At 39.6% G+C, this 14,162-nt stretch carries 11 protein-coding genes and 2 riboswitches; of the genes, 1 reads left to right on the top strand and 10 read right to left on the bottom strand.

Annotated features, from left to right (window positions below; translation table 11 throughout):
* Positions 1 to 112: 112 nt before the first annotated feature.
* Positions 113 to 1,396 (top strand): restriction endonuclease, encoded by a 1,284-nt coding sequence (locus tag ABES03_RS25105; RefSeq protein WP_430121853.1) that lies wholly within the window; start codon positions 113 to 115, stop codon positions 1,394 to 1,396.
* A gap of 88 nt (positions 1,397 to 1,484) precedes the next feature.
* Here ABES03_RS25105 and ABES03_RS25100 read toward each other — a convergent pair whose 3' ends face one another.
* The 10 genes from ABES03_RS25100 to ABES03_RS25055 form a co-directional block, all read right to left on the bottom strand.
* A complete protein-coding gene (locus tag ABES03_RS25100; RefSeq protein ID WP_430121851.1) occupies positions 1,485 to 2,804 on the bottom strand; it encodes a DUF5667 domain-containing protein in 1,320 nt (439 codons plus the stop codon).
* Positions 2,805 to 2,886: 82 nt separating this feature from the next.
* A riboswitch (cyclic di-GMP riboswitch) is annotated at positions 2,887 to 2,971 on the bottom strand.
* A 151-nt stretch (positions 2,972 to 3,122) separates the two neighbouring features.
* A complete protein-coding gene (locus tag ABES03_RS25095) occupies positions 3,123 to 3,656 on the bottom strand; it encodes a hypothetical protein (protein ID WP_430121850.1) in 534 nt (177 codons plus the stop codon).
* A 99-nt stretch (positions 3,657 to 3,755) separates the two neighbouring features.
* Positions 3,756 to 4,070, bottom strand: coding sequence for an STAS domain-containing protein (locus ABES03_RS25090; protein WP_430121848.1), 315 nt, complete (start codon positions 4,068 to 4,070; stop codon positions 3,756 to 3,758).
* 39 nt (positions 4,071 to 4,109) lie between these two features.
* Entirely contained in the window at positions 4,110 to 6,152 is a 2,043-nt protein-coding gene (locus ABES03_RS25085; protein WP_430121847.1) for a flagellar assembly protein A, read from the bottom strand.
* Positions 6,142 to 7,011 (bottom strand): PP2C family protein-serine/threonine phosphatase, encoded by an 870-nt coding sequence (locus tag ABES03_RS25080; protein WP_430121845.1) that lies wholly within the window; start codon positions 7,009 to 7,011, stop codon positions 6,142 to 6,144. The genes ABES03_RS25085 and ABES03_RS25080 overlap by 11 nt, the downstream gene beginning before the upstream one ends.
* 1 nt (position 7,012) lies before the next feature.
* Entirely contained in the window at positions 7,013 to 7,330 is a 318-nt protein-coding gene (locus tag ABES03_RS25075) for an STAS domain-containing protein (RefSeq protein WP_430121843.1), read from the bottom strand.
* An 80-nt stretch (positions 7,331 to 7,410) separates the two neighbouring features.
* The gene (locus ABES03_RS25070) at positions 7,411 to 9,429 is read right to left on the bottom strand and encodes an HD domain-containing phosphohydrolase (protein WP_430121841.1); all 2,019 of its coding nucleotides are present in this window, start codon (positions 9,427 to 9,429) and stop codon (positions 7,411 to 7,413) included.
* Complete coding sequence (locus ABES03_RS25065; RefSeq protein WP_430121839.1) at positions 9,426 to 9,953, bottom strand: DUF5317 family protein; 528 nt, start codon at positions 9,951 to 9,953, stop codon at positions 9,426 to 9,428. The genes ABES03_RS25070 and ABES03_RS25065 overlap by 4 nt, the downstream gene beginning before the upstream one ends.
* 473 nt (positions 9,954 to 10,426) lie before the next feature.
* Positions 10,427 to 11,419, bottom strand: coding sequence for a hypothetical protein (locus ABES03_RS25060; RefSeq protein ID WP_430121837.1), 993 nt, complete (start codon positions 11,417 to 11,419; stop codon positions 10,427 to 10,429).
* 45 nt (positions 11,420 to 11,464) lie between these two features.
* Positions 11,465 to 12,898 (bottom strand): hypothetical protein, encoded by a 1,434-nt coding sequence (locus ABES03_RS25055; RefSeq protein ID WP_430121835.1) that lies wholly within the window; start codon positions 12,896 to 12,898, stop codon positions 11,465 to 11,467.
* A gap of 298 nt (positions 12,899 to 13,196) precedes the next feature.
* Positions 13,197 to 13,277, bottom strand: a riboswitch (cyclic di-GMP riboswitch).
* Positions 13,278 to 14,162 lie beyond the last annotated feature (885 nt).

Below are 14,162 nucleotides of genomic sequence, written 5' to 3'. Positions count from 1 at the left end.
GCTTGTTCGGTCACGTAGAATCCCTCTATGTTGCCCAAATGGTTCTCCTTTCTAGCATGGGTCTGTGAAAAGCAGTGTGGGTATTATGAAAAGATGAATGGAGACAGACAAGATGCAAATTAATGTAAGCAACATAAAGATTGTCGGCCAGGAAGGGTCTGAGCGATATCTTTTGAGTTTAGGAAATGATCAAGCCAGTATCCTACATTTAAAGGAAAAAATACTTTCCGCCCCGATGCACATAGAATCTTTTTATAGCCATGGATTCTGGCAGGATTATCAGGGGAATCTAGATTTAAACGATCTTCTTCCTCTGCTTCAGGTGGAGGTAGCCCTTGGCAGCCCATTGATACCTTTCAATGAGCTATACGGTAGTGAAGAAGAGTCAAAGTGTGTAGTGTTCAGGCAAAATGATGCAGACCGAATGCTTCTGTACCAAGAAATTCTACAAGGCAGACTTAGACAAGGCTGGGGCTATTCTGACCGCTTTTCTTTATTTCAAGGACAGCAAAGCTTTATCCAAAGCTATCAGAACGGGAAAACGGATTTGGATGGAACGGCTCAAAAACAGTGGAATGTGTTATCTAGAATGTTATTCATTAAGGAAGGTGACACCCTTGTTATTCCTAAGCAACCTGATTCCCAGCACTTCCTGATTGTGAAAGCCAAGCGTGCACCTAATTCCCATTCCTGTTATGAGTTCAGCGGGCCTTTGGCAGATACGGATGATTACCGTCATGTGATCTATATTGATCCTGACCATATCCAAAAGGTCCATTATGATTCCCCTCTTACACCGTTAATTGTGAAGAGGCTGCTAAAATCGATCGCCTATTCAAGCCCTGTGAATATGGTTCGAAACCAAGAGTTTAAACAAGCCATTTCAGAGGTGTTTTCTTCGAGTGAAAAAGAAGAACTGGAAAAAGCTCATCCCCTGCACGATAAGCTACTAACGATTGAGAACAAGCTCTATACGGAGTGGGTAAAAACTGTTCGCAACCTAACACCTAGCGATTTTGAAAAGCTTGTCAAGAAATGCATGAAAGACAATGGCTTCACCATTCTTAAATCGAACAGTTATGACCGAAAAGGCGGAGATATCGATTTACTCTGTTCAAAGGACATTCCTGTGGAAACACCCTTTGAACTGAAATCGATTAATCTCACTTATTGTATTCAAATCAAAAAGCATGAAAATTTAACAGGTTCTACCGGGGTCCACCAATTGGTAAGCATGGAAAAAAACTTAAACCTTGACGAAGCTCATGTGGTTCAAAAAATCCTTATTTCGCTTGCTGACGGGTTCACCGAGGAATGCGAGGAAATGGCGGCCGACCATCGAGTGGAATTGATTAATGGGGTTGACTTTGCCCAGATTTATTTTAAGAGTATATAAGAAGAGGACAGGGGACAGTCCCCCACTGCGTTAAGTCCAGGAATATAAATAAGGGTGAGCCAAAAATGGCTCACCCGATCATAAACTATTAATGTCCTTTACCTTTATTGCCCTTACCTGGATCTTCTTTCTCTTTCTCTTTATCTTCTTTTTCTTCAGCCTTAGCTTCTTCTTTTTGTTTTTCTTCGGCTTTTTTAGCCTCTTCTTTTTGTTTTTCTTCAGCTTTTTCAGCGGCTTCTTTTTGCTTTTCTTCTGCTTTTCTGGCTGCTTCTCTTTGCTTTTCTTCAGCTTTTTTGGCTTCTTCTCTTTGCTTTTCTTCGGCCTTTTTAGCTTCTTCTTTTTGTTTTTCTTGCGCTTGTTTTACTGCTTCAGTTTGTTTATCTTCTGCTTTTTTAACAGCTGCTTGTTGCACTTTTTTAGCTTCCTCTTTAACCGGCTCTTCTGTTTCTGTCTCCGTACTTACTTCCTCAACGTCGTCAGCTACTTCTTCTTCAACCTTATCCTTTTCCTTGCCTAATTCCTCCTGAAGCTTCTTCTTCTGACGGTCAGCTTTTTCAGCAGAAACATGTCCATCAGCTAATTCCCCTTCAATATTGCTCATTTTTTGGGCGAATTTAGCATCCAATTCTTCAAGCTTGCCCATCTTCTTTTCAAGTTTTTCGAAAGACTTTTGAATGTTTTTCATAATCGACTGTTGAGCTTTTGGATTTTCAACCTTTTCTAAAGCGAGTAATAGCGCATCTATGTTAGTAGCAAGCTTACTTTCTACTACATTTGTATCCTCTTGTTCTTGTTCAGTGGTACCTTCCGTTTCCTCTGAAGACTCTGTAGAATCCGGTAAATTTTCACCAGCAAGCTCTTGCGTGGCAATCGCATCTTTTAAAAGTTGCTCTGCTTCTTCAGCATTTCCATCAGCTAGTAAAACGTTTGCTTCTTTTATACGTTCAGATGCAAAATCAGCCAATAATTTAGCTTCCTCATAATCATCAAAAGTAAACGCAAGGCGAATCTTTTCTGTCATTACTTTAACAAAATAGAAAAAGTCACCAGGGACAAGAGATGGACTCTCTTCTTGAGTTACATCGGTACTTTCATCTGCTGGTCCTTCTTCTGTAACTACGTCGTCAGTACTTTCTGTCGCTCCATCTGTAGTCGGTTCCTCTGTTGACTCTTCCTGATTGACAGGCTCAGTGGTTTCATCTGTTACTTCTTGTGTCGCAGTTGAATCTGATACAGGATCAGTAGTTCCTGGTTGAACCGTATCTACTGCTGCAGGATCAACTTGACCCTCAGGATTATCCGCAAATGCTTGTCCAGCTCCCATAGAGAAAGTGAATCCTGCCGTAAGAACAGTAGTGGCAAGGACATTGCGGAACTTCTTGGTGAAAAAAACCTCTTTTTTTGACATAAAAAAATCCTCCTAAACTAGTTTTGTAAAGGAAGAATGCAGAAATCGCCCAATATAAAAATTGAGTTTTTTCCATTCTTCACTTGGTAGCCCAGCCATCCTAGTAAAATTACCGTAGACCTGTGGCTTTGCGTCTCTACTTTTCAATAGATTTGCCTTTTTCAAATGAGAACAAAATAACTCAATTATATTTGTTCATCATTATTTAAGTTAAATATATATCAAAGACAATTAATTGTATATCCTTTTTACTAGGTAAAACTTACATTTCCTCACTACGGCTGTGATTATAGGCCGCCAACCGCCCCCTTGTTTTTCTTATTTTGTCTGCATAAACGCAAACACTTTCCACCCATCATCTTCTTTAATTGTATAGAAATGAGTTTCTTGCGTTGAACCATCTTTGAGTTCTAAAGTAACAGGTACACGGACAACATTTTCTTTTAGCCTCTTATCTAAAAGCCCGGCATCTTCTAAGTCTTTTTCACTTATATCTCCCATATCAATCTCATCATAAAAATCAGCTAATAAATCATCAAAAGTTTCCTCTTTTTTTATTTCATATCCATCCAAAGCTTCATCGCTAAGATAACGGAAATCTAATGGGAAATTTGACGCCCTATCATATATAGGACTCAATTTTGCGTTTAGCTCCATAAACTCCTTATTATCTTCAGAAACCATATATTCTTCTTCCCCATTTTGGTTGTCCTTATATGACTCTATAAAGTTATGAACTGCGGTAGAAGGTGTATCCTTACCAACGCTAAAATACAAAATAAAAATAATGACAAGTAAGCCAACAATTCCTCCAATAAATAATAGTTTTTTGTTTCCCCGAATCTTCTCCACTACCCCATCATCCTTTAATATTGATTTTTGGGGACAGTCCCCCGCTGCGCTAAAGCGCTGGGGGACTGTCCCCAAAGTCCGGCCTCTGGCCCCTTGCAATCAGCTTGAGAAAACATCGCGCCCTAATATTTCTGGAATCTGCAAAAGATCGAATACTTGATAGACGTCCTCACTTAAATGGGTAATCGTTACCTTCACTTTTCGTTCTGTAAGCTCCCGAACTTGGTTCATTAATAACCCTATTCCTGTAGAATCAACAAATAAAACATCTTTAAAATGCAGTTCTACCTCTTGGTACTTCTCTAAAACAGTAAGCAATTCTTCTTCCATTAATTCAGTGGCCTCAATATCTATATCTCCCTTTAACAGTGCGGTCGCCTTTTCCGCCTCATGTATGATCTGATATTCAAACATATATTCTTCTCCTCTAGATTCGTTTATAGGTGATTACAATTAAAATAACAGCAGTCGTCCTTCGGCTGTTACTCTAGCGAAAATACTTTTTTCTTCGCGTTCAAATACGTAGGATTGATTACCAATTTGAACGATTGTCCCTTCCAGCGCATGGTTTATTTTGATTGTTTGTCCTTCAGGAACACGAATACGCGTCACCAATCCACCTTTTGTTCCTGTCTCTTCTGCTTCCACCCCAAGTGCCGCATATACTTCTCCCCCACGGAGACTTCCACTGATTTTCACTTTTCCTTCAGAATGAATAGTTGAGTTAATACAGCCTTTTCCAGTTATAGAGATATCTCCACAGCAGGTAAGTTCACTATTCAATGCATACGGAAGGGTCATCCTGGCAATTTCATCATGAACATCCGGACATAAATCATGAATTCGATCTGCCAACGTGATAATGTCTGACGCTTCCTGAAATTGTGTAGGCAGGACCTTCAAGAATCCATTAGATAAATCTATCAGCAGTTCTTTTATTTCTGCCTCAAGTATTTGTAGTTGATCTGCTCTTGATATTAGCTCGTTTAAATCCTTGATTAAAGCTGGTAAGGTTTTAAACTTTTTCTCCAACAAAATTTTTATCAGGGAACTTAATCCCATTTTCACAATATCAGATGTTTTAAAAACAGGTGATTGATACACTTGGTCAACTGCTAGGGCCAACCCTTTTAATTCTAAAGAAACTCTTCTCATCACATGCTCTATTTTTAAGATCAAGTCATTGCTCTTCCCTGCGTGAAGATAACTATTAAACACATTTTGACAGATTATGATGCTATTCCCTGAAATAAGTTTTGATTGTTCTACCGTCCCCTGAACATAGAGGTCGCATAACGCTAGGAGCTCCATCCCACCGTTTACATTCCCTCTAACTTCAATATCTCCATAATATCGTAGGTTCCCAGACACAGAATCAACATCTGTAGAGTGAATCAACCTAGGAATCACAGACACTTTTGTTTTCAGTTCATTGGATTGAATAGACAGCCTTCCCGATTCCACCGCGACCAGCTTAGAACCTTGATCAACAATGTCGACTCCTCTCCCTGTTTGCACTACCATTTCTCTTACAGCTTCGGGCTTAATGTCCTCGCCCGTTACGGTATAACCTATTTTACCCGGTTTGGAAGGATGAATGATTCCTAACAGGTGTCCTGTTTCCACATTAGGTAAGGTAGTAAGTTTTTGAAAGTCTAGTTTTCCATTTTCTATGAATTTCCACCTATTATTCTCCCAGTTCGTATCTACTACTGCTTCTAGCCAACCATCTTCACCTTTAAGAGGTTCCACCCCTTTAGCAATCAGATATTTTCCTGGTTCTGTTGCATCCATGGCCTTTTGAATCTCTTCCCTTCGGATCCCTATTCTTATACCTAACTCTTTCATTTTTTGTTCAATGTGAATGGGTTGAAGAGGATTGATCGCTTTCTCCTCTACCGATACTTCAAGCTGCAAGTTAGAAATTGGCTCCTGATCAACCAATCGATATGTTTTTCGAAAACCTGGTTCCACCTGAAGCGTGGCCTCCATTTTTCTGTCATCCAGACTAATAGACCACGATGGTTCTTTCCTTTCTGTTTTAAGTTCAATTTTGACTTGATCCTTTTCCATGAGTACTGTTGTTTTCCTAACCAATTCCCCGTTTTTATAGAGATTTATTCCCTTAACAGGTGTAATGATCGGGTAATGATGGTCCGTTTCCTTACAATAAACTCGTCCATCTTTCACCCACACCTTACCTAATGCTCCGTCCTTTTCATTTTTTCTATATTTAATATTTATACTAGCCTTCTCGTGGGAAACATGGTGATTTGCTGGGTGAGTTTCCATGTTCAATCCACCCTTCATCTGCTTTGGTTTTTTGATTAAACGAACCACAGCAGGCTTTGTCCCAAGGATACCAAACAACCGCTTTGTCTCTGGTTGAATAATTTCAATATCTACCTGAGACTTCGGTATATCCAATAAACTCAAACCGTTTTCAATGGCTTGATCAAGTGTCTTCCCTCTTGAAATCATGACTTCACTCATCATGCATGCCTCCTTCCGATTGAATCATTGGTGAATTATAACAGGCGATGTCTGTTGAGTGCTCGCCTACTTGTAGAATCACCATGGTGATATCATCTTTTTGATTCACCCCATTCATAAATTGAAAAACATTTAGAACAACTGCTTGTTCTAGTTCCTGAACACTTCTTCCTTGATTTTGCAACAAGGTATTAATTAACCGCTCTAGTTTGAATTGCTCTCCCTCTTGGTTTCGGGCCTCGACAATTCCATCTGTATAAAAATAAACAGTTTGAGTGGGTTTTAAATGTATCTGACTTTCATGATAGACCTGGTTTGGTAAACCTCCCAGCATCACTCCTGTTACTTTTGGAAGTTCCTCCACTTTATTTTCATCAAAATAGAGAGGAAGATGATGACCCGCGTTTGCAAATGTAAGAATTCCTAGTTTGGGGTCCCAATCTGAACAGAAAACGGTGACAAAAGATTTTAGAGAACGCAGATCGTTATATAAGGCATTGTTCATAGCCGTTAACGTTTCACCAGGGCCTGCCGTACTTTCAGCTGCACTACGAAATGCCCCTCTCGTCAAAATCATTAACATGGCTGCAGGTATACCTTTCCCCATCACATCCCCAATAACAATCCGTATTTTTCCATTAGCTAGAGGATAGAAATCAAAATAATCTCCACCAATAAGTCTTGCTGGAATGGAGGAACCAATCACTTCACCAGAAATTAATTTGGGAGGTTTTGCATTTAAGAGTTGGGTTTGAATATTTCTGGCTAAATTTATTTCTCGTTTCAAAATTCGTAATTCATCCTGCGTTTCTTCGGACACTGAAGGAGCATGTTTGAAAGTAAGTCGGTCACGAAACTTCAAGTCATGCTCCCTCCCTTTTGAGGACTTTCATAATCATAAATAAACCAACTACCTCAAAGATCTGCTTAATACCTTCATCCATCCCTTGTAATTCAATAGAAAAATTGTTTTCCTTTGCTAGATAAATTAATTCCATAATGGCTCCTATACCAGTAGAATCAATAAATTCCAGGTTTGAAAAATCTAGAATGAGAGAATGCACCTCAGGTAATACCTCGATTTGTGTAACAAAGTCTTCTATTGTAGTAATATCTAAAATACCCTTCAACTGAATAAAGGTGCACTCTTTTTTGTTCTGCATTTCAACTAGTAAACTCACTATTTCCCTCCTCACTCTTTTGAGAATTATTATTCATTTTCGATGAATGTGTACCTATATCACCAACAGATTAGGCGACATCAACTGGTTTGTTGTCTATATTCAATTAAAATGCTAGTTCCTTCTGAAGAGGTATAAATGGACACCCCATTTGAGAAATTGGAAATCATTTTAAATCCTTGACCTAAAGAACGTTTGCTGGAGTACCCCGAAACCAAGATCGTTTTTGGTATTTCATGCAGCGGGATTCCTGACCCTTTATCAGAAATGAAAAACTGTAATAACTGATCACGTCGGAAAATCGATAAATTCCCGCTAGTAGCGTGCTTAAGGATATTCGTCACTGCCTCTGAAACAGCCACTTGAACCTGCATGGAATTTATTTCAGTGGGTATTTGCTGTAAGACTTCCAACGTTAATTTCCGACTTTTCGGGACATCCGAATTGCTCTTTATGGAAATATCTGCGATTTGTTCTCCTAACTTCTCCAATAGGCCTTTTTTTGAAGGGTAAAGCATAATTTTGCCATCCGAAACGGTGTTAATCACCTCTACATAAGACTCTAGAATATTCTGTTCCAAACTCTTCCTATAACCCAAATATGGTGTAAGGTCATGGACAAAAATCGTAACCTCTCCACTCGACTCTAATTGAGCGTGCAAATCAAAGGTTTGATGGTCACTTGTAAACGTTTCATGAACTCCACCTTTCCGTCTACTAGCCATTTCTGCTAGAGAGAGAACAAAATCAACCGGTGGATCATTTTTGGGAGAAACGACTGTCCCATTCTTTACTTTTATAAAGAACGATTCTCCCAAATTCGAATACGTTCCATGATTAGCGTATAGTTGGGCTGATTCCTCTTTCGTTTCTTCTTTATAGGGAAGGACATTCTCCAGCACCTGCTCGATATGGTGCAGTTCCACTTTTTCAACTAATTGGGGATCTAACCACGTTCCTGATTTTTCTACGAGTAATTTTAAAATGGTCTCTGCATCATGATTACGAGAAATAATGTGATCTAATTCGTTAGCTAAGGCTAGTATTCTTGATTCAATGGGAATCTCTTCTCCTTGCAGACCTTTTGGAAAACCCTTTCCATCCCATCGTTCATGGTGGTAAAGAATCCACTCAGAAAAGGACTCTTTCGGAAACATCGTTTTAACCATTTCAACTGCCTTTTCGGGATGTGTTTGATATTCACGTTCCTCTGAAAGAGTCATGTCACCTCGTTTTCTGAAAATATAGGAAGGAAGAATCGCTTTTCCAATATCATGAATAGTGGCTGCTTGTACCAAATCGAACCTTTTTCTTTTTGGATAATTGAAATCTTCCAGAATGGTGTCACAGATGACTCCTACTCGATTTCCATGTCCTGCGAGACTAGGTGTAATACGTCCTTCCAGTACCTGAATGAATGCTTCTGAAATCGATTGTCGAAGGGTCAGTTGTTTGACAAATTCATGAGAAAAGAAATTAACCACCAATAGAAAAAACAATGAATAAAACATAGTGAAGAGTAATTCAGTTTCCGAATCAACAAGAGCCCACCGAGAAAGAACAATAATGCTTACCACCACAGGAATAAGTAACTCAACTATTTTGGTTTTCAGGTTGGTAAACATTTTTTTACCAAATACCGTTACTTCGATTCCCTCTAATAACATGAAATTCACCATTTCAAATACGATGGAGACCAGCCCGATTCGAATTAAAAGGGAAAGCGATTCCGTCCAATTCCAAACAAGGAGGGAGGCAAGAGTAGATCCCACATACATTCCGATGGTTACAAAAAGATGAATCAGACGGATTTTCCTCTTTTTTAAACCTTTAATATAATAGGCAGCGGTAGCCAGGAAAATGACTAAGATGGAATAAGAGAAGCCACTATGGATGAGTAAAAACAAAAATCCGATACTGCCTGCGGAGTATTGGTCCCCACTAGGCAAGCGTATCGGGCAAATCTCTAAAACAATCACAATCCCAGCTAGGATTAGAAAATAAGGGATGAAAGACATATTTACATGAGTGATTGAAAACAAAAAAGATACACAGGAGATAATAATTAAACTGATTGTGTACCCATTTACCACTTTCATTGTCTCTCACCTTTGCGTTTTATCTTTGAGGAATGAAAATAAATCAGGAGGATCATGCCAATGCCAACTACAAAGTCACCAGGGCTTAATACAAATCGAAAAACTGGAATCCAATCACCTAAAATCCAAAATGGCATGGAATCTTCCATAAGCTGGTGTCGAGAATCACTCTCGAAAGAAGGATTTGTTTGTCCGGTTAGGATGAGCGCTTCTTCAGAAACAGGCATTAATCCCCCATGTAGCAACAGTGCCGACAAATTTAATAGCGCCCCGGCAACCATCCATTTGATTCCTGCCAATTGTCTGTTCTTCCATAATCCGATAATGATTCCAAGGAAGGTAAGAACAAGAATCCATTCTAGCTTGTTTTTGGTTTCAATCGTGATGAAGGCAAGAGCAATTTGTACGCCAAAGCTTATAATAATAAGAAGAGGCCATTGAAATTCAATATTATGAATAACTGTCAGAGGATTTCTCTTTTTTACTAGTGTAAAAAGGATGGCTAATAATAGAAAATATTTCAATTTCAATGACCTCCTACTAATGTATGAAAAAAGACTTGGCGACAATCCTAGGTGACTGATCCAAGGTATCATCCAAGTCTTTACTTTATTGCTTAACCCCACCACGGCTTACCAATTACCGGTCCTAAAGCTGCAGCAACTATTGCACAAACTGCTAAGATTTTTTTAACGTTAGCTTTCACTAGTTTCACCCCCTTTAAAAAACCTGAATACACCTTTTTTGAGGTTAAATCGAATTTTCTAACAAGGGTTGGAATTTTATGTTCACTTTTCTTGTGATGACTCCTTGTATCAATATTATCTATATTCCGACAATCTATGACAATATCATTAGACCCATATGTATCAAGTCCTACTCAAAATGTCCTAATCACGGTACCAACGACCCATTTAACAACAAAAAATACACAAAGGGGACAGTCCCCCGCTGCGCTAAAGCGCTGGGGGACTGTCCCCTTCATTAACAGGTCTCCTTATTCAGGAATCCATTCCATATCAAACCCCTGATCATCCTTATAGACCTTAAAATCACCCGAATTCACGAATAGCCTGAAATCGCCTAACCCATCGTCTCTCGTACAGTAAAAAGCATAATAGGTTTGCCCGTTGGTGTCTAAATCCCCATCATACGCAACAATGCCAGCAATACCTTCAATCTTCTCATTTACAATCGCCATGGCCTTATTGAGCGCTGCATTCTTCTCATCTTCATCCGTCGTAGTAGGCTCCGTCACAGCAGGCTGCTCCTGCTCCACCACCTCATTCACAGGTGCCTCCGTTTGAAAGTTCGCTTTCATTTCAAGCCCCGAAACAAAGTCAGACACATACCGTTGGAAGTCAGAATTCCTATCAAATTCAAGAATATCCGGGTGATCATTGACCAGTTCAGCCACCACAGCCAGCATCGCTAACCGAGTAGCAATCTCCTCTTCCCTCCACGATTCATCTTCCTTGTCCCCTTTTTCATACTTCTCACGATACCAGTTGATTTCATCAATGATGGTACAAACCTGTCCATGAAAATAAAGATCCTTACTTGATATTGGGATAACTGTCCGAAAACCGTCCAACTCATCTTCCAGTTTATCCATAGCCGTAATCGGATCCTTTTTCACTTGTGTAATTGAATTATACCGTTTCTCAAAGTCCTTATATAGTTTAAGATAGCCTTTATGTGAAACCTCCTCTTCTGCGTTTCTAAGGCTATAAATAAGATCGTGACTGGATATAATCTGTGGCTTTTCCTCCCTAGTATACGGTGTGGTATTAAAGGTAGGATCGATGTGATTCACCATCTCAATCACATCCTTTGGAAACGCATCTTCTTGATCCTCATATACACTCCATGTTCGCATGGCCTCCACAATATCTGTATTGACCCTAACCATATCTTCCTGCTTCGTACAACCCACTGCTAAACTTAAAAGCAACACAGCAGCACTGCACCCCTTTATATACTTCCTCACTTGCTATTCCCCCAAAGTTGTCATTCTTCTCTATCTAAATCTAGCTTATTTTAAAGTAATCGAATCAAATGGCGCCCCCGAGGACTCTCCATCACTTCGACGAACAAATAGTGTGTGATCGCCAATCGTGTAATATAACGTGTACGAGGCGTCGGTTTCACTCATTCCTTCCTCATCTGGTTTACCTAATGCTTGAATCACTTCATCATATGATAGATGAATAGGTAGATTAAGAGTATACACTGGAGAGTCAGGATAACTCTCATAATCATAATCCACACCTAACCCGCAATGACAGCTCTTATAGACAAGCATACGGCCACCTTCTGCATCCCCCGTCCCATCAGGCGTACCCATGACATTCTCAATCGTCGGTCCAACAGGGTCACCAATCGAAACCTCAATCCCCTTGATTCGACCTTGGCCAGCAAGAGTCATAAAGTCAGAAGCCAGCATCTTTTTATTATTGGCTTTCCAATCATCCTTACCAAAATCAAACCCTTGGCTTTCATCCGTACTCTGAGAGGACCCCTCACTTTGATTCTCAGCCCCAAGTCCATTCTCTAAAAAACTATAAATAGCCGCATTATGAAACTCATAGGAATCATCCAATAAGTACTTCCACTTACCATCCTCTAAATGGAAAAACCACTCAAACTTGAACTCTTGCGGCTCATCCATTCCTTCATAGTTCTCCTTATAATAACTGCCCTTAACTCTAATTAATTCGTCATGCATTTCTGGAGAAAGAACATTATCCTCCTCATCGATATGCAAATCATCAGTAATCTCTTTAATCGTATAAGAGACCATGTTTCCTTCGGACTGCGCAAACTGATCACTGATATCTTCCAGGGTTTCTCCCTGTTGTTTATAAAAATTAGAATAGCTTGCCGAAATCGCTTTTGCATCTTGATTTTTCAGGGCTTGAACATAGGCAAGAGCATCCCCATAGGCATCCGGCTTCCACGTGACACCTTCTTGATCATCCGTAGCGAAGAATTTCCATTCACCTTTTTCCTTATGAAACCAAATCTTCTCACCAGCCCATTTGACATCCGACTCTTCATAAGGAGCATAATCCTCCCGCGTTTCTCCCTTTGAATCAAAAAATAAAGACACGAGATAATATTTCTCCTCTTTATTCGTCTTCGACGTTTCTCTAGGTAACCGATCTCTCACTCCTATAACACTAATCTTATAACCTTCGAGATTAAGAGTGGATTGATCTATGTCCGATGTAAAGTCATCTAGAGAGACACCCGCATCTTTATATATGTCTGATACCATATCATACGCCTTTTGATAGTCTGTACTTTGTATGGCTTTCACATAGGAAACCGCTTGTCTGGCTACCTCTTTTTCCCTCGACGATAGATTCGGATTCATCTCATCCCCGACTGCCTTCTGAGTAGAATGAGAGCAAGCTGTTAACATCAATAATAGGATCACTGCCCCCAACCATTTGTTTAATCTCACAACCATAATCCCCCTAAACTTGTAAAACTTTGTATCTCTTTATTTTTTCGGAAAAAAGCACCAATTGTTTAGGAACAAAACCATAGGGACGACGGTTCTCCTGGCTCGTAAGCTCCCCTTGGCAACACAGAAAAAGGGCAAAAAAAAGAGGCCACTGGCCCTATGAATGATAACTATTGTTACTTGTCTTTCCGCATCTGATACATTTGCTTGTGTAATAACTGTACTTGTGCCGTCTACGTAAGAAACAGAGAATGGATTTAATCTTCAAATAGATCTACTCCTTTGAATTATTAAACCCGGCAGCCCAGCCATCATAGTTTACCTTAGACCTGTGACTTTGCGTCCCTACTTTTCAGTAGGTTTGCCTTTATCAGATTAGCCTTCATTATATAATCAAATATATCATTTTTAGTATATTCCGAAAACACTAACAATTCGACGTGTATCGACAGGTTCATACAGGAAGGGGGGTTTGGCACTTATACCGTTCTCTTAGTTCTTGAAACTGCTCTCAATCAGACTTTTAACCTATTTGTATTATAAATAATTTTCATAGAAAAATATATTCATTCTCCTTAAATGTCCATATTTGTTAACATTTTCGGAACCTAATCCACAATTTAATGGCGAATACTCTTAAACCGACATTTTTCTATTCATTCCCCTCTTAATCGAAACTAATCAAACGTTTGGTTAATAGAGGAGGAATCCCTTGAAAATTGGTTTCTTGCTTTAAAGTCATCAAAAAAATTGTCGACTACTGACGGTACTTTGATCTTTTCTTTTATAAAAATGAACTCAAAGTAGTGATTGTGACGATTGTTAGGCAGGGACCTGGAATGGTTCCCATCGCTCTGTCCACTTCCGATGCCTAAGATAAGAATTTGTACCTAAAGTGCCTTACTAACACTTACGTTTATTTCATCCCTTTCGGGGTATTATATTAAACCAAAGAAAACCACCAGAACCGCTCCCCCTTGATTCTGGGCATGAGAATTACTTTTAAATGGGAATGTTTTTGTATATAATGGATATATAATAAAGAAGAGAAGTGCGCTAACACTTCTCCCCTGCAACCTCTACCGTCAGGGCGATGGTTGTTATAGTAGATTATTTTTGAGAACCACCCTTTTGCTTGCGACGGCGCTGGGTGGTTTTCTTGTGTTCTAGAACCATTTTCCGAAAGAAAAACGCACTAACGGTGATGGTTGCTATAGGGAAACAAGGGACAGTCCCCCGGCGCGTTAAAGCGCTGGGGGAC

Source organism: Neobacillus rhizosphaerae (assembly GCF_050477885.1).
Taxonomy (GTDB): domain Bacteria; phylum Bacillota; class Bacilli; order Bacillales; family Cytobacillaceae; genus Neobacillus; species Neobacillus rhizosphaerae_A.
This window is presented reverse-complemented; position numbering and strand designations above follow the sequence as displayed.

Excerpts from the sequence above, each read along its gene's own strand:
- ABES03_RS25100 (WP_430121851.1), bottom strand. The coding sequence starts at position 2,804 with ATGTCAAAAAAAGAGGTTTTTTTCACCAAGAAGTTCCGCAATGTCCTT.
- ABES03_RS25070 (WP_430121841.1), bottom strand. The coding sequence starts at position 9,429 with ATGAAAGTGGTAAATGGGTACACAATCAGTTTAATTATTATCTCCTGT.
- ABES03_RS25085 (WP_430121847.1), bottom strand. The coding sequence starts at position 6,152 with ATGATGAGTGAAGTCATGATTTCAAGAGGGAAGACACTTGATCAAGCC.
- ABES03_RS25090 (WP_430121848.1), bottom strand. The coding sequence starts at position 4,070 with ATGTTTGAATATCAGATCATACATGAGGCGGAAAAGGCGACCGCACTG.
- ABES03_RS25105 (WP_430121853.1), top strand. The coding sequence starts at position 113 with ATGCAAATTAATGTAAGCAACATAAAGATTGTCGGCCAGGAAGGGTCT.